Source organism: Aliiroseovarius sp. Z3 (genome assembly GCF_029105185.1).
Classification (GTDB): domain Bacteria; phylum Pseudomonadota; class Alphaproteobacteria; order Rhodobacterales; family Rhodobacteraceae; genus Aliiroseovarius.
The window spans coordinates 150,043-166,453 of sequence record NZ_JAFMZK010000004.1; the positions used below are offsets into that span (position 1 = coordinate 150,043).

Annotated in this window: 17 protein-coding genes; 7 read left to right on the forward strand and 10 right to left on the reverse strand. The window is 58.6% G+C overall.

The genetic code is table 11. The annotated features are described in order from the left end of the window. Positions 1–78 precede the first annotated feature (78 nt). Together J3R80_RS08870 and thrS are read right to left on the reverse strand one after the other, a co-directional pair. Entirely contained in the window at positions 79–387 is a 309-nt protein-coding gene (locus J3R80_RS08870; protein WP_275393416.1) for a DUF2282 domain-containing protein, read from the reverse strand. A gap of 403 nt (positions 388–790) precedes the next feature. Beyond that, positions 791–2,737, reverse strand: a complete 1,947-nt coding sequence (gene thrS, locus J3R80_RS08875; protein ID WP_275393417.1) for a threonine--tRNA ligase — start codon at positions 2,735–2,737, stop codon at positions 791–793. Positions 2,738–2,905: 168 nt separating this feature from the next. Between thrS and J3R80_RS08880 the strand changes: the two genes are divergently transcribed. After that, a complete protein-coding gene (locus tag J3R80_RS08880) occupies positions 2,906–3,655 on the forward strand; it encodes an alpha/beta hydrolase (protein ID WP_275393418.1) in 750 nt (249 codons plus the stop codon). A 96-nt stretch (positions 3,656–3,751) separates the two neighbouring features. Further along, positions 3,752–4,462, forward strand: a complete 711-nt coding sequence (locus J3R80_RS08885; protein ID WP_275393419.1) for an alpha/beta fold hydrolase — start codon at positions 3,752–3,754, stop codon at positions 4,460–4,462. 69 nt (positions 4,463–4,531) lie between these two features. Here the strand turns inward: J3R80_RS08885 and phaZ are convergent, their stop codons facing one another. Continuing rightward, positions 4,532–5,851 (reverse strand): polyhydroxyalkanoate depolymerase, encoded by a 1,320-nt coding sequence (phaZ, locus tag J3R80_RS08890; protein WP_275393420.1) that lies wholly within the window; start codon positions 5,849–5,851, stop codon positions 4,532–4,534. Positions 5,852–5,954: 103 nt separating this feature from the next. Here phaZ and phaC point away from each other — a divergent pair, with 103 nt between their 5' ends. From phaC to phaR, 3 genes are all read left to right on the forward strand, one after another. Further along, positions 5,955–7,748: a class I poly(R)-hydroxyalkanoic acid synthase gene (gene phaC, locus J3R80_RS08895; RefSeq protein ID WP_275393421.1), complete on the forward strand. Its 1,794-nt coding sequence runs from the start codon at positions 5,955–5,957 to the stop codon at positions 7,746–7,748. A gap of 133 nt (positions 7,749–7,881) precedes the next feature. After that, positions 7,882–8,325, forward strand: a complete 444-nt coding sequence (locus J3R80_RS08900) for a Phasin (protein ID WP_275393422.1) — start codon at positions 7,882–7,884, stop codon at positions 8,323–8,325. A gap of 186 nt (positions 8,326–8,511) precedes the next feature. Beyond that, positions 8,512–9,075, forward strand: coding sequence for a polyhydroxyalkanoate synthesis repressor PhaR (gene phaR, locus J3R80_RS08905; protein ID WP_275393423.1), 564 nt, complete (start codon positions 8,512–8,514; stop codon positions 9,073–9,075). An 85-nt stretch (positions 9,076–9,160) separates the two neighbouring features. Here the strand turns inward: phaR and lexA are convergent, their stop codons facing one another. The 6 genes from lexA to J3R80_RS08935 all read right to left on the reverse strand — a co-directional run bounded on the left by lexA (position 9,161) and on the right by J3R80_RS08935 (position 14,105). After that, complete coding sequence (gene lexA / locus J3R80_RS08910) at positions 9,161–9,859, reverse strand: transcriptional repressor LexA (RefSeq protein ID WP_275393424.1); 699 nt, start codon at positions 9,857–9,859, stop codon at positions 9,161–9,163. 156 nt (positions 9,860–10,015) lie between these two features. Further along, on the reverse strand, positions 10,016–11,188 hold the full coding sequence (gene glp, locus J3R80_RS08915) for a gephyrin-like molybdotransferase Glp (RefSeq protein ID WP_275393426.1): 1,173 nt from the start codon (positions 11,186–11,188) through the stop codon (positions 10,016–10,018). Beyond that, entirely contained in the window at positions 11,188–11,670 is a 483-nt protein-coding gene (moaC, locus tag J3R80_RS08920) for a cyclic pyranopterin monophosphate synthase MoaC (RefSeq protein ID WP_275393427.1), read from the reverse strand. Before moaC ends, glp begins: the two co-directional genes overlap by 1 nt. Beyond that, entirely contained in the window at positions 11,667–12,467 is an 801-nt protein-coding gene (gene trpC, locus J3R80_RS08925) for an indole-3-glycerol phosphate synthase TrpC (RefSeq protein WP_275393428.1), read from the reverse strand. Before trpC ends, moaC begins: the two co-directional genes overlap by 4 nt. 46 nt (positions 12,468–12,513) lie before the next feature. After that, the gene (gene trpD / locus J3R80_RS08930) at positions 12,514–13,527 is read right to left on the reverse strand and encodes an anthranilate phosphoribosyltransferase (protein WP_275393429.1); all 1,014 of its coding nucleotides are present in this window, start codon (positions 13,525–13,527) and stop codon (positions 12,514–12,516) included. Further along, positions 13,524–14,105, reverse strand: coding sequence for an aminodeoxychorismate/anthranilate synthase component II (locus tag J3R80_RS08935; RefSeq protein ID WP_275393430.1), 582 nt, complete (start codon positions 14,103–14,105; stop codon positions 13,524–13,526). The genes trpD and J3R80_RS08935 overlap by 4 nt, the downstream gene beginning before the upstream one ends. A gap of 131 nt (positions 14,106–14,236) precedes the next feature. On the opposite strand from J3R80_RS08935, the gene J3R80_RS08940 reads away from it, so the two are divergent. Next, positions 14,237–15,568, forward strand: a complete 1,332-nt coding sequence (locus J3R80_RS08940) for a polysaccharide deacteylase family 2 protein (RefSeq protein ID WP_275393431.1) — start codon at positions 14,237–14,239, stop codon at positions 15,566–15,568. Positions 15,569–15,573: 5 nt separating this feature from the next. Here J3R80_RS08940 and J3R80_RS08945 read toward each other — a convergent pair whose 3' ends face one another. Next, complete coding sequence (locus tag J3R80_RS08945) at positions 15,574–15,999, reverse strand: cupin domain-containing protein (RefSeq protein WP_275393432.1); 426 nt, start codon at positions 15,997–15,999, stop codon at positions 15,574–15,576. A 43-nt stretch (positions 16,000–16,042) separates the two neighbouring features. Between J3R80_RS08945 and J3R80_RS08950 the strand changes: the two genes are divergently transcribed. Then, complete coding sequence (locus J3R80_RS08950) at positions 16,043–16,267, forward strand: hypothetical protein (RefSeq protein ID WP_275393433.1); 225 nt, start codon at positions 16,043–16,045, stop codon at positions 16,265–16,267. Positions 16,268–16,411: the final 144 nt, after the last annotated feature.

Below are 16,411 nucleotides of genomic sequence, written 5' to 3' on the forward strand. Positions count from 1 at the left end.
ATACGCTATTGATCGCGTCGCGGGTGACGCGTTGACGCTCTGGCCGGACGTTCCGGCCAGAGCAGATTGCAGCCAGTATTAGCTGGCGGGCAGGTCGCGCTCCAATGCTTCCAGCGAACCCATACGGTTCATGCCGTCGGCAGCATCGGTGATTTCCATCGTTTCGCAGGAACCAGCCGGGACCAGTTTCCAGGCGTTGCCCTGATAGTCGACGGTCGAGGTGCCAGCGCAAGTGGTGCCGGGGCCGGCAGCGCAATCGTTCTGACCAGCCAGCGACACGCCAAAGCATTTTTCCTGATCGCCATCAGCGAAGGCAGGAAGAGCGCTGGCAGCGACAGCAGCAGAGACAGCACCAAGAACGGCGACGGTTTTCATATTGTTGGACATCGAGTTTCCTTTCGGGTTTTTATTCGCACCGCTGAAGCGCGGTGAGAGCAGATTAGTCGGCAGGGTGCCGCACGCTCCATTCACGAAAGCGTAAATCACGGTTCCGTTAACGGAGGTGAACACAGCCCATTGGTCTATGAGCGTAGGAAATGAAGGCATTCAGGTCGATGATGCCTCTATTTCTAAGGGTTTCGTGACTGCGGATCGTGGGAAGAGCGGAAAGAGATTACGTTCTGCGCTCGGGTCCACCGTGAAAAATTACAACGAAACTGTCGTCTGCATGGCTTTTGTTACAAGGTGACGGCCATTCCACATTGGCCGTCACAGGGAACGTGATGTTCTGTAACGATTGGGCAAAAGAAAACCCCCGCGCGAGGCGGGGGTGATCAGCCGTGACGTGTTCTTAGGCGAGATCGGGAGGCGTCGCTTCGCCCGCCAGCGCCGCCGCAACCTCGTCCAGCGGCAGCACTTTCGAATGCTTTTCGCCCAATCGGCGCATCGAAACAGTGCCGTCCTCAACCTCTTTCATGCCGCACGCCAGAATTACCGGAACCTTGCCCACTGAATGCTCGCGGACCTTATAGTTGATTTTCTCGTTGCGGATGTCGGCCTCGGCACGGATGCCCTTGGCGGTCAAAGCGTCAACCACCTGCTGAACATAGTCGTCGGCATCCGAAACGATCGAAGCGACAACGACCTGACGCGGCGCCAGCCAAAACGGCAACTTGCCGGCGTGGCTTTCGATCAGGATGCCGATGAACCGCTCGAACGAACCAAGGGTCGCGCGATGCAGCATTACGGGGCGATGCTTTGCGCCATCTTCACCGATATAATTCGCATCCAGACGTTCCGGCAGGACAAAGTCCACCTGATGGGTGCCACATTGCCAATCCCGCCCGATCGCGTCGGTCAGGACGAATTCCAGCTTCGGACCATAGAATGCCCCTTCACCGGGGTTCAATTCCGGCTCAATGCCAGCGGCGCGGGTGGCGGCCAGCAGGGCGGTTTCGGCCTTGTCCCAGACCTCGTCCGATCCGGCGCGCATTTCGGGCCGATCCGAGAATTTGACCGAAAAACTCTCAAATCCGAGATCCTTATAGATCTTGGACAGGAACGAAATGAATTCGGCTGTTTCGCTTTCGATCTGGTCTTCGCGACAAAAGATATGGCCATCATCCTGCGTGAACCCGCGCACACGCATGATCCCATGCAATGCACCTGATGGTTCATAGCGGTTGCACGACCCAAACTCGGCCATGCGCAACGGCAAATCGCGATAGCTTTTCAGACCCTGATTATAGATTTGCACATGACACGGGCAGTTCATCGGCTTCAGCGCGTTCACCGACTTCTCGCGCGCGTGTTCCTCGTCCACTTCGACGATGAACATGTGCTCCTGATACTTTTCCCAGTGGCCCGAGGCTTCCCACAGTTTGCGGTCGACGACCTGCGGCGTATTCACTTCGACATAACCACCGCGTTTTTGCTGGCGCCGCATGTAATCCTGAAGCTCGGTATAGACGGTCCAGCCATTGGGGTGCCAGAAAATCTGGCCCGGGGCCTCTTCCTGCATGTGGAACAGGTCCATTTCTCGGCCCAGCTTGCGGTGGTCGCGTTTGGCAGCTTCCTCCAGCATATGCAGGTGCTTTTTCAGCTGTTCCTTGTTCTGGAAGCCCACGCCATAGATTCGCTGCAACATCGCGCGATCACTGTCGCCGCGCCAATAGGCACCAGCCACGCTCATCAGTTTGAACGCGTCTGCGGGCAGTTGGCCCGTATGTTGCAGGTGCGGTCCGCGGCACAGATCCTGCCAATGGCCATGCCAATACATGCGCAGCGGCTCATCGCCGGGAATGGCCTCAATCAACTCGACCTTGTAAGGCTCGTTGTTGGCCTCATAGAACTTCACCGCGCGGTCGCGGTCCCAAATCTCGGTTGTCACCGGCTCGCGCTTGTTGATGATCTCTTTCATCTTGGCTTCGATCTGGCCCAGGTCTTCCGGCGTGAACGGCTCTTCGCGGTCAAAGTCGTAATACCAGCCATTGTCGATGACCGGGCCGATGGTGACTTTCACATCCGGCCAGATTTCCTGTACCGCCCGCGCCATCACGTGCGCGAAATCGTGGCGGATCAGTTCCAACGCCTGTGCGTCGTCCTTCATCGTGTGAAGCGAGATTGATGCATCTTCGTTGATTGGCCACTGCATGTCCCAGTGGTTGCCGCTCACAGTTGCGGAAATGGCTTTCTTCGCCAGCGAGTTGGAAATGCTCGCCGCGACTTCGGCAGGGGTTACGCCCGCGTCATAGTCACGCGAATTGCCGTCAGGAAATGTAAGGGAAATCTGGCTCATGGCCTGCTCCTCGTCGTTTTGGCGCCCACGGAACGCCCGGTTGCGGGTTATGTGTAGGCGCGTTTTGAACGTTGTGTGCGGCGCTGTCAACGGGGGTGGGCAAAGTTGGGGATTGCAGAGCATTTCGCGCCCGGTATGGTTTGCGCAACACAACAGACGGGGAAGATCATGTCCGACATCCAGTTTCTTGAGACCGCCAATGGTCGCCGCATTGCATACGCAAAGACAGACGGGCAGGGGCCGACGATTCTGTTCCTGTCTGGCCTGAAATCGGACATGGAGGGAACGAAGGCCGTTGCGCTGGAAGCCTGGGCCAAGACCGAGGGGCGGGCGTTCCTTCGGTTTGATTACTCGGGCCACGGGCAAAGCTTGGGTGAATTTACCGATGGCTGTATCGGAGACTGGCACGAGGACACGCTGGCTGTGGTCGATCAGTTGATTGATGGACCGGTCCTTGTTGTGGGAAGCTCGATGGGCGGCTGGCAATCGCTGCTTTTGGCACGAGCGCGACCGGGCCGTGTGGTTGGCCTTGTCACCATCGCTGCCGCACCGGATTTCACCGAAGATGGGTATTGGGCCGGATTCAGCGATGACCAGAAGGCCGAGTTGGAGCGCGAGGGTTCCCTGTCGATCCCGTCGGAGTATGACGAGGACTATATCATCACGAAGCGCCTGATCGAGGACGGGCGCGACCATCTGGTGTTGCGCAACCCCCTGACGCTCGACATGCCCGTCCGTTTCTTGCAAGGGACCGAGGATACGGCAGTGCCGACCACGCAGGCCGTCAAGTTATTGGAGCATGTCGACGGAAAAGACATCCGATTGACGTTGGTCAAAGGGGCCGATCACCGGTTCTCGGACGATGAATGTCTGCGTACGATCCAAAAAATGGTCAAAGTGGTGTTGGCACGCGGCTGACGCCCTGGGGGTCATCGCGCCCGGCAATAGCGGCTTGCGCAATTGATTGCGGCACGCCAAAGTCCGGTCGAGGCACGACAAACAAGCGAGCAAACAATGCAGGAACCTGTGGTTCTGATCCCCGGAATGATGTGTGACGCGCGTGTCTTCGGCCCGCAGATAGAGGACTTGTCGCGCGATCATATCGTGATTGTCGCCCCCCCGGTGCACGGCGAGACGATCCGTGACATGGCCGGTAACATTCTGGAAAACCTGCCGCCGCGCTTTGCGCTGGCCGGGCTGAGCATGGGGGGCATCGTTGCGATGGAAATCGCACGCCGCGCGCCAGATCGGGTGTCGCGGCTGGCTTTGATTTCCACAACGCCCCTGCCGGACACGCCCGCCCAAGCGGCATGGCGCGAGCCACAGATCGTGCGTGCCAGTGCCGGACGGCTGGATGAAGCCATGGCGGAATCGCTGTCTCCGAACCATCTGGCCCCCGGTCCCGGACGGGATGCCATCGTTGCTTTGGTGCAAGACATGGCACATCGGCAGGGAGGTGAGATGTTCGTCCGCCAGTCACGCGCCCTTCAACGTCGCCCCGATGCTCAACGCAGTCTGCAACGTTTGAAAGTGCCGGCCATGGTGATGTGCGGTGCGCATGATGGGCTGACTCCGCCCAAGCGCCACGAGACCATGGCCGCCCTTATTCCGGGCGCCGAGCTTGTGATTTTGCCGGAGGCTGGACACTTGCCGACGATAGAAGTGCCGCAGCAGGTTAACATCGGAATACGGGCATGGCTCGGCATGCCGCTGGAACTGAGGTGAAGAGATTACCGTCTGAGCCATAAGAAAAGGCGCAGGGATGACTGCGCCTTGTTCTTAAGATCAGTTGTGTTACTTGCCCGCGGCTTTCACGACCTTCAACTTGGCAGGTTTCGATGCCGTTTTCTTGGCGCGTTTCTTGGCTGCTTGTGCCGCGTGTCGTCCGTCGTTCTGATCAATGAAGTCCAGAACCAAAGGACGGATATTGTTGCGCCAGCTTTTGCCCGCAAAGATGCCGTAATGGCCTGCGCCATCTTCGACATGGCTGGCTTTCTTATCGGCAGACAAGCCGGTCAGCAGGTCCAATGCCGCGATGCACTGGCCGGGGGCAGTGATATCGTCTTTGGTGCCTTCGACCGTTTTGACCGCGACATCGGTGATCGCACCGATATTCACCGTATGGCCGTCAACGACAAATGCGTTCTTGGCGATTTCGCTGTTCTTGAAGACCCGTTCAACGGTCGTCAGGTAAAATTCAGCGGTCATATCCATAACGGCAAGATATTCGTCGTAGAAGCGGTTGTGCTTGTCATGCTCGGTTGCTTCGCCCTTGGCCACGCGCATGATCTGCTCCGAGAAGGCTTTGGTATGCTTCTCGCCATTCATGGACATGAAGCCTGCCAATTGCAGCAGGCCGGGATAGACCATCCGACCGGCGCCCTTGTATTTGAACCCGACGCGTTGAATGGCGGTTTCCTCTAACTGCCCCATCGTCACACGACGGCCGAAATCAGTCACATCGGTGGCTGCGGCATCGGGATCAATCGGTCCGCCGATCAGCGTCAGTGTCTGGGGTTGGGCGTCGGGGTCCAACTCGGCCAGATAGGCCGTGGCCGCGAGCGTGAGGGGGGCAGGCTGGCAGACCGCGACAACGTTGATGTCAGGGCCAAGATGGCGCATGAAATCGACCAGATAGAGGGTATAATCCTCGATATCAAATTTACCGGCGCTGACCGGAATGTCGCGCGCGTTGTGCCAATCCGTGATGTAAACTTCGGCATCTGGAAGAAGGCTTGCGACGGTCGACCGCAGAAGGGTTGCATAGTGGCCTGACATCGGGGCCACCAGCAGAATGCGGCGATTTTTCTCGGGGCGACCGGTGACTTTGAACTGGATCAGGTCGCCAAATGGACGTTCGACCAGTTTGTCGATCTGCACAACATGATCGCGACCATCGTCACCGACGACGCTCATGATGCCCCAGTCGGGTTTGGTGACCATGCGATCAAAGCTGCGTTCGGTGACTTGGCCCCAAGCCGCCATAATCTGAAAAAACGGGTTGGGAACCAAGGCGGTTGCTGGGTACGAGCCCATGGCGGCAGCCGTTGCGCCCAGCCACTGATTCGTGTTGCGGATCGTCTCCATCAGATCGTAAGTCGCCATGTACCGCATGTTATATTAGCCTTTGATTTTACGCGCTGCATTCGCATAATTGGTATCATATGCAGTTTTTTCGATGCTGCACCTGCAAAAACCATAGGGGGGAATTTGTTTCATGACAACTGACCAAGTAAACAATGGCCAGGAACTGAGTGAACTGAACAACAACCTCGCCCGCATCGAAGAGCTGTCAAAGCGTCTGGCCAACATCATGGCAAATCGAAAACCCGTGCGCCCCAGTTTGCAAGCGCCGGGGCAGGAATTCTATGTGAAAGCAGCGGGGACGATTTGGGCCGACATGATGGCGAACCCGACAAAGATGTTCGAACATCAGGTCGCCTTTTGGGGCAAATCGCTGGAACATGCGATTGAAGCGCAAGCGGCGCTGGCCGCCGGTGACTTCAAGGCGCCCGAGGATCCCGGCCCGAAGGACCGCCGTTTCTCGAACCCGCTCTGGGATTCCCACCCCTATTACAACTTCGTCAAGCAGCAATACCTGATCAGTTCGCAGACCATGGAAGACGCACTGAAAGACGTCGAAGGGCTGGACGCTGCAGATACAAAACGGATGGAGTTCTTTACCCATCAAATCATCGACATGATGAGCCCAACGAATTTCTTAGCCACCAACCCCGATGCATTGGAACGCGCTGTCGAAACAAACGGACAGTCGCTGGTACAGGGGCTGGAAAACCTTGTTGCGGATCTTGAGGCCAATGATGGCGAGCTTTTGGTCAAGCTGGTGGACGAAAGTGCGTTTGAGGTCGGCAAGAACATCGCGACGACGCCGGGGCAGGTGGTCTATCGCAACCGGATGATGGAACTGATCCAGTATGCCCCGACGACCGAAAAAGTGCATGCGACGCCCCTGATCATCTTTCCGCCCTGGATCAACAAGTTCTACATCATGGACCTGAAAGAACAGAACAGCCTGATCAAATGGATAGTGGATCAGGGCTATACCCTGTTCGTCGTCAGCTGGGTAAACCCGGACGCGTCCTATGCGGACGTGGGGCTGGGCGACTATATAGAAGACGGCTATCTGGCCGCGATGCGCGAGGTGAAAGCCATCACCAACCAGAAGAAAGTCAATGTGGTTGGATATTGCATCGCAGGCACCACCCTGTCGCTAACATTGTCTTTGATGAAGAAACGCGGGGATAAATCCGTCAACTCCGCCACCTTCTTCACCACCCTGACCGATTTCGAGGATCAGGGCGAAGTGGGTGTCTTTCTGGACGATGATTTTGTCAGCGGTATCGAGGAAGAGGTGGCCGAGCGCGGCTATCTGGACAGCTTCTTCATGTCGCGGACATTCTCGTATCTGCGGCCCAATGACCTGATCTATGGACCTGCGATCAACAGCTATATGCTGGGCAAGACGCCCCCGGCCTTCGACCTTCTGTATTGGAACGGGGACAGCACAAACCTGCCCGCCAAGATGACCGTCGAATACCTGCGCGGCCTGTGTCAGGACAACCGCTTTGCCAAGGGTGATTTTGAACTGTTGGGCGAGCATCTTTCGATTTCGGATGTGGAGGTGCCGCTTTGCGCGATTGCGTGCGAGACCGACCACATTGCCGCGTGGAAGACATCATATGATGGTGTTCGGCAGATGGGATCAAAGGACAAGACCTTTATCGTTTCACAAAGCGGGCATATCGCGGGGATCGTGAACCCGCCGTCGAAAAAGAAGTATGGTCACTATGTCAACGAAGACTGGCCCGCCGCGTCGGATGACTGGATGGACGGGGCGACTTTCAACGAGGGGTCCTGGTGGGGGCGTTGGGACGCGTGGCTGTCCAAACGTTCCGGCAAGCAGGTCGAGGCACGAGAGGTCGGCGATTCGTCGCACAAACCTCTGGCGCCAGCACCGGGCACCTACGTTGTGGCCAAACCAAACACCTGATTTTCAACAACTTAAAATTGTTACATGCTGCAGTGCAGAAAAAGCTTGATTTTCTGCACTGCAGCATACATATTCTCCTCATAACAAATTCAGGCGCCCTCCTCCTCCCGGCGCCAAACCACGGAGAAATGAAATGACTAAGGCACAAGACTTCACCAAGATGTTCCAAGACATGATGGGCAACTTCCCTGTTGACATGTCGGTTGCTCAAGACGCCTTCAAAAACCAGGCTGCTCTGGGCGAAAAACTGTCGAAAGTTGCTCTGCAAGCTGCAGACAAATCGGCTGAAATCTCGACCAAATGGACCAAAGAAACTCTGGTCAAAATGGGCGACGTCACGACTGCAAAAGAAGAAGCTGCTGAATATGGCAAAGCCGTAACCGACTTCGCTTCGGCTCAGGCCGAGCTGGCCGCTGAAAACCTGGCTGCCTTCGCTGAAGTTGCGAAAAAAGTTCAAGCTGAAACCGTCGAGCTGCTGATGGCTGCCGGTAAAGAGCTGGGCGACGACGCACAAGCTGCTGTTAAAAAAGCAACTGACGAAGTTCAGAAAGCCGCCAAAAAAGCGACTGCCAAGTAAGCGAATACTGCCGGATACCAACCTCCCGATCCGGCCTATTGCTGAAGGGCGAGCCTCGTGCTCGCCCTTTTTCTGTTTGAGTTGGCACTTGTCCCTCACGTAATGTTTGATCAAAACGCTTGCCTTTGATGTGGGCTTTGTTAGGCTTTTGCAGTGCAGCAAACACAGCTGCTGCGGGGAGAGAAGATGGCTCAGAAACAAGAACCACTGCTGATCAAGCGCTACGCAAGTCGTCGCCTTTATAACACCGAAACCTCGGACTACGTCACATTGGACGACATAGCCGGGTTCATCCGCGATGGTCGCGAGGTGCAGATTATCGACCTGAAATCGGGTGATGATCTGACGCGCCAGTATCTGCTTCAGATTGTTGCCGAACATGAAAGCCGGGGCGAAAGCGTTTTGCCGGTGGATGTGCTGACCGATCTGGTGAGGTCCTATACCACGCAGGCGAATAGTGTCGTGCCGCAATTTCTGGCCGCGAGTTTCGAAATGTTGCGCGATGGCCAATCCAAGATGATGGAGAACTTCGGCGCAATGGGAAATCCGATGGCGCAGATGCCCGGGTTCGAGGCGATGCAAGCGCAACAGGAAGCTTTCATGAAAGCAATGATGAGCGGCTTTCCCGGTGGTGCAGCATCTTCAGATGACGATGAGGCGGAAAAACCGGAAGCGGGATCCAAGGACGAACTGGACGCCATAAAGAAACAGTTGGCTGAACTTCAGAAAAAGCTATCTGGTCTGGGCTGACCAACAAGCCCAAACCGATCATGAGAAAGGGACGCGTCTTGCTCGCGTCCCTTTGTTCATTTCAGGGCGGCTTGCCAGAAGATGATCAGTAGGTGCGGATCAACCCCACCAGTTTACCTTGTACCTTGACCTGACCTTCCGGCAACAAGCGGGTTTCATAGGCCGGGTTGGCGGCTTCCAGCGCAATCATCCCATCGGTTTTGCGAAACCGTTTCAACGTGGCCTCATACCCGTCCACCTGCGCCACGACGATGTCACCGTTCTGCGCCTGACTGGTCTCGCGGATGACCACGACATCACCGTTGTTGATCCCCGCGTCGATCATCGAGTCGCCCTTGACCTCGAGCGCATAGTGACGCCCGCCCGTGGCCAGCATGGTTTCCGGCACAGACACGTGTTGCGCGCCGTCCGTGATGGCTTCGATCGGTTCACCCGCCGCGATGCGTCCCATCAGGGGCAGGTCGCTAACCCCTAAACCTTCGAGGGGAATGGCATTTGCTGGCGTCTGTTCGGGGCGGTCGCCTTGGATCACGCGCGGCTCGAAACCGGCGCGCCCGGCATTTTCAAGTGGTTCGGGCAGCTTCACAATCTCGATTGCGCGGGCGCGGTGGGCAAGGCGGCGGATAAAACCACGCTCTTCCAAAGCGGTGATCAACCGGTGAATCCCGGATTTGGATCGCAGGTCCAGGGCTTCTTTCATCTCGTCAAAGGACGGAGGTACACCGTCGCGTTGAATCCGTTTGTGAATGAAATCCAAAAGTTCCAACTGCTTGCGTGTCAACATGCTCTCGCACCTCCGTCTTTGTTCACTCCTGCGCTGCTGGCTAGACCAGCGGCTGGAAGGGCCCTCGTTGCGGGGCGTTCAAGGAATGTTCTATCCCTGTTCCCTTTTTGTGTCAACGGCGCACGTCGGACGGGAAAGTCCGGCTTGCAGATCGTGTCAGATCGGCAAGTAGTCAAGTCGCTCGCCTGCATCACGCGCGCGGTCTGAAGCCGGGCGAATGGCCAGCGCGTTGGCTTGCGACAACACGCTAAGAAGCGCGCTGTCCTGACGGTCAAAGATCGTGATCTTGTCGCCGTCGATCCGCGCCCGCATGTAGTGTTCGCGCGGGCCATTTTCCTTGACGGCGGTCGACAAAACCGCCGTCATGCGCGGCGCTGCCGCCGCTCCCAATCCCAGCATTGCGCGAAGGGTTGGCACCAGGAACACGTGGCCACAGACCATGGCTGAAACCGGATTGCCGGGCAGGCCGATCATGACGGCATCCCCCATTCGTCCCGCCATCAATGGCTTTCCGGGGCGCATCAAGACCTTGTAGAAGCTTTGATCCATCCCCATTTCGGCGGCCACGTCCCCCACAAGGTCATGGTCGCCAACAGATGCGCCTCCTATCGTCACAATCAGATCGGCGTCCGAGGCAAGTTCGAACGCGGTGCGCAGGCTGCCCGCGTTGTCACGCGCAATGGGCAACATACGGGCGTGGCCTCCGTTCGCCTCGATCAAGGCTTTCAGGCCAAAGCTGTTGGACGCGATGATATGGTCCGGGCCCGGTTCCTCGCCCGGCATGACAAGTTCGTCCCCGGTTGCCAGAAGCGCGACAATGGGTTTGCGGGTGACGGTCAGGGTGGGGACGTTCATCGCCGCCGCCAATGCAATGTCGGCGGGTGACAACACGCGCGGTGCCGGGATTGTGTCGCCGGGCGCGAAGTCTGCGCCAGCAGGGCGCGCATGTGGACCTTTGTCCAGATTGCGCGCCAGCGTGATCAGATCGCCCTTGCGGTCCACATCTTCCTGAATGATCACGCGGTCGGCACCTTCGGGCATTGGCGCACCGGTAAAGATGCGCACGCATTCGCCGGGGCCAACGCGACCCTGAAACCCATGGCCAGCAGCACTTTCGCCAATCACGCGGAACATCGCTTCGGGGTCGGCTTCGACGCCGTTCAGCGCGTAGCCATCCATCGCGGACGCGGCGAAGGGCGGTTGCAGGCGGGTGGCGGTGACAGGGGCGGCAAGGGCGCGACCAGCGGCCTCGGCCAGCGGCACTTCTTCGGTTCCACAAGGCGTGACCAGCTCAAAAATTGCGTCCAACGCCTCGTTCACCGTGATCATCAGTCAGCCTCGTAGATACCTGATTTCCCACCTTCTTTGCGCAGAAGGCGAATGCCTGTGATCTCCATACTCTTTTCCGCCGCTTTCAGCATGTCATAGACCGTCAAGCAGGCGGTCGACACGGCGGTCAGGGCTTCCATTTCCACGCCGGTCTGGCCGCCGGTTTTCACTGTGGCGGTGATGCGGACGCCCGGCAGGTCGGGTTGAGGTGTCAGCTCAACGGCGACTTTGGTGATGGAAAGCGGATGGCACAGGGGGATCAGGTCAGACGTGCGTTTGGCCCCCATGATTCCAGCCAACCGTGCCACGCCAAGAACATCGCCTTTCTTGGCGGTGCCGGATGTGACCAGCGCCAATGTCTCGGGCGTCATGCGCACAAAGCCTTCCGCCAACGCAACGCGGTCTGTAACGGCTTTGTCCGAGACATCGACCATATGGGCTTGTCCCTCGGCGTCGAAATGGGTCAGGGGGCTATTGCTCATGCGGACACCGGGTTGGCAAGAAGCGCGCGGGTTGCGGCCTCGACATCGTCCTGACGCATCAGGCTTTCACCGATCAGGAAGCTGCGCGCGCCGTGGGCGGCCATGTCGGCCAGATCTTGTGGGGTGAAGAGGCCACTTTCGCAGACCAGATGACGCTCTTTCCCGGCCAGTTTCGACAGGCGACGGGTGGTGTCGAGCGTCGTCTCGAAGGTCTTCAGGTTGCGGTTGTTCACGCCCAGAAGCGGCGACTTCAGCACCGTGGCGCGTTCCAGTTCTTCTTCGTCATGCACTTCGACCAGAACGTCCATGCCCCAGGAAAAGGCCGCATCTTCAAGCTCTTGTGCTTGGCTGTCTTCGACGGATGCCATGATGATCAGGATACAGTCAGCGCCCAACGCGCGGGCTTCGGCGACTTGATAAGTGTCATACATGAAGTCCTTGCGCAGCGCGGGCAGAGACACGGCCGAGCGGGCAGCCACAAGGAATTCGTCCGCACCCTGGAAGGACGGGGCGTCGGTCAAAACCGACAGGCAGGACGCGCCCCCAGCTTCATAGGCTTTGGCGATCGCGGGTGGGTCGAAATCCGGGCGGATCAAGCCTTTGGACGGGCTGGCTTTCTTGACCTCGGCGATCAGGCCATAGCCGGTATCTGCCGCTTTCATCAGCGCCTGCGCAAAGCCACGGGTGGGGCTTGCGGCGCGGGCGGCGGCCTCGACCTCGGACAAGGGACGGGCGGCTTTGCACGCGGCCACATGGTCCAGTTTGTAGGCTTTGATTTTGTCTAATACTGTGCTCATGGGCGTGGTTTATGCCTTCGTGTTCTGGGGGGCAAGGCGCGCAATATCACGCCGAGGTCAGCGCAGCCAGCGCTTCGATCTTCGCTTTCGCAGCCCCGCTGTCGATGCTTTCCGCGGCCAATCCTACACCCTCTTTCAGATCACCCGCCTTGTCAGCCACCACCAAAGCCGCTGCCGCGTTCAGCAGGACGGCATCGCGGAAGGCCGACGGCTCGCCATCCAGAAGCGCGCGGAAGGCAATGGCGTTCTCGGACGGCTCTCCGCCAAGGATCGACGCCAGCTTGTGTACCGGCAGGCCCGCATCTTCGGGGTGAATTTCGCGGGCATATATCTTGCCGCCTTCCAGCGCTGCGACCGAGGTCGCCCCCGTGATCGAAATTTCATCCATCCCGTCAGCCCCATGCACCAGCCATGCTTTCTCCGACCCCAGTGATTGCAGCGTTTCGGCCATTGGAAAGATCAGGTCGGCGGCAAATGCACCGGTCAACTGGCGCTTGACACCCGCCGGGTTGGTCAGGGGGCCGAGGATATTGAAAATTGTCTTGCAGCCCATTTCCTGGCGCACCGGCATGACGTGTTTCATCGCCGGGTGGTGCATGGGGGCCATCATGAAGCCGATCCCAACCTCGTTGATTGCGCGTTCAGCCACATCCGCACCGACCATCACGTTCACACCCATTTCGGTCAGCGCATCCGCCGCGCCGGACTTGGATGACAGATTGCGGTTGCCGTGTTTGGCGACAGTCACCCCAGCTCCCGCGACAACAAAAGCCGTCGCGGTCGAGATGTTCAGCGTTCCCATCCCATCGCCGCCCGTGCCCACGATGTCCATCGCCCCATCGGGGGCGGACACCTTCGCACATTTGGCGCGCATCACGGCTGCTGCTGCCGAATATTCCGACACACTTTCGCCACGTGCCCGCATTGCCGCCAATAACGCACCGATTTGGGCGGGTGTGGCGCGACCTTCGAACAGCTCTTCAAAGGCGGCTTCCGCCTGTGCACGCGACAATGGACCTTCGGTTGCCGCATAGATCAGCGGTTTCATTGCGTCGCTCATGCCGCCACCTTTGTTTTCTTCAGGAAGTTTTCCAGCATCGCGTGGCCGTGCTCGGACCGGATGCTTTCGGGGTGGAACTGCACGCCCTCGATCTCAAGCTCTTTATGGCGCAGGCCCATGATCAGCCCGTTGTCCAGCTCGGCGGTGATCTCAAGACAATCGGGCAGGGTATCGCGGTCCACCACCAGCGAGTGATAACGCGTGGCCAGAAGCGGCGAGGGCAGGCCTTCGAACACGCCTTTGCCCTGGTGCACGATCTCGCCCATTTTGCCATGCACGATCTCGGGTGCGCGCACGACCTTGCCGCCAAACGCTTCGCCAATCGCTTGATGGCCAAGGCAGACGCCGAACAGCGGGACTTTCGCCTCGGCAGCGGCGGCGGTCAGGGCCAGGCAGATGCCCGCCTGTGCCGGATCACAGGGGCCGGGGGACAGAACGATTCCATCCGCGCCCATGCCCATCGCCTCTTGCACATCCAACGCGTCATTGCGCTGGACAACCACTTCGGCCCCCAGCTCGCCAAAATAATGGACAAGGTTGTAGGTAAAGCTGTCATAGTTATCGATCAGCAGGATCATGATGCGGCCTTTCGCCAAGAATGCTTACACAGGGGTTACGTCCTGCGATTGTCGGGCTATACATGATCCACGCAGGTGCCGACGGTCAAGAGCAGCACGTGCAAAGGATGAGGTTTCGGGGAGAGAAAGCCATGGCAAAGGGCTTCTTGTCAGGTGTTTTGGCTGGAACGGTCGTGTCCGTTCTGGGTCTTGGCGTCGTTTCGTTACAATTGGCGCCGGTTCAACCAACGCCGGTGGATCCGCCTGCCGCCGATCAGGATGTCGCCACACCTGACGCTGACATTCCGCAGGCAACGCCTCAGACCGAGGACGCGCCGGTCGCCAATGACACCCCGCCAGACGCAATCAGCGCGCCGGACACACCGGCGAACATGGAAACCACGGAAGCAACACCCGATGCGGATGTTCCGGTGGCGGACGCACCCGCTCCACCGCCCGACCCTGTCGTGCCGGAGAGCGACGCGCCCGTGGAAACCGATGCGCCCCCCGCGCCGCCGCCCGAGGATGCGCCACAATCAGCAGAGCAAATCCCGGAAGAGCAAACCCCCGAAGGGGACGTGTCTGGCGAGGCTGGCGACGATGCCGCCGAAGCCGGGGAAACGGTAGAGCCTGACCTGCCGAAATCCATTCCCGATCTTGCCAACACACCCCAGATCAAAAGCGACCCCGTCGCCCCAATCGGCGATTTGGCAGAAGGGGTGACGACCAACCGCTTGCCCACAATCGACCAGCCAACCACCGACGATGCCGCTGACCCGTCAGGGGACGGTCCGGTGCTGGCTGACACATCTGCGCTTGCCATCGACCAGAATGCGGCTGCCTTTACCAATCCCGAAGGCCGACCCTTGATGTCGGTCGTGTTGCTGGATCAAGGCGCGGCGCGTCAATCATTGGGCGATCTGAACAATCTGCCATTCCCGGTTACCTTTGTGGTGGATGCCGGCGCCCCGAACGCCGCGCAGGCCATCAATTTCTATCGCGATGCCGGGGCCGAGGTGCTGATCGTGCCCGCCATGCCCACGAACGCGACCCCCTCTGACGCCGAGGTGATCTTTCAAGCGCAGGCAGGATTGCTGGATCAAGCCGTTGGGGTGTTCATGGCCGAAGAAAGCGGGTTCCAAGGCAACAGCCAGCTTGCCGCGCAGATTTCTGAAATACTGGTCGCAAGCGGGCATGGGCTTGTGTCCGAACCGCAGGGCCTGAACACAGGTCACAAGACAGCGTTGAAAAACGGTGTCGCAGCTGGTGTTGTGTTCCGCGAATTGGATGGCGAGGGGGAAGATGGTAAGGTCATGCGCCGCTTTCTGGACAATGCAGCCTTCAAGGCAGGGCAGGAAAACGGCGTGATCATGCTGGGCCGTGCGCAGGCCGAAACCCTGCAGGCCCTGATCGAATGGAACCTCGGGAACCGGGCGAAATCGGTGGCGATGGCTCCTGTCTCGGCCCTGCTTCTGGGTGGTTAAACCGCTCAGGCGCGGGGGATGTCGAACCCGTCGGGCGCAAGAGTGAACCCTTCGAATTGGAAACCCGGTGACACCGTGCAGCTGACCAGAGTGTATGCTCCGGTCGATTGCGCCGCCTGCCAGTGGTCTTTCGGCACGATGAGTTGCGGCGATTGCCCGGCGGTCAAATCCGGGCCAAGCACATGGTCCATTGCCGGACCGGTGTCGGTGTCTGCCATCGACAGGATCAGCGGCACCCCCGCGTGATACAGCCATATCTCGGTCGCATCGACCCGGTGCCAATGGCTCTGCTCGCCGTCTTTCAGAAGAAAATAGATACAGGTGCCTGACGGACGCCCCGTGGCATCCGTATCCACCCATGTCTGGCGATAATGCCCACCCTCTGGATGAGGGGTGAGGTTCAGGTGGGCGATGATTTGGTCGGGGGTCATTGGGCCTCATGAAGATTTGCCGCACAGTGTGGCGGGGTTCCTGTTGACTGATGTCGAAATCGAATCGCTGAAAGGAAATCCAATGGCAATGATGAAAGATGACAAGTCCAACGACGATTTACATGCGGAAATCGTAGAGGTTTTGGAAATCCAGAAAACTGGAAAACTAGATGACAGCCAAGCCTGCTTGGTCCGTTTCAAAAACGGCGATGTCAGATGGATGATGCACCGTGACCAAGGAGAATGGCTTGAAGTATGTAGGGGATAGTCTGACGCGGCTTTAACACGACGACATTTACTGATGACGTTCGCCCGGTCGCCAGACCGGGCCGCGCCGACCCGCCCCCATGGGGCGGCGCGATCGCGCCACCCCGCGGGTCTCTGCGACCCTTCGCGCAAAGCTTTGCAAGTC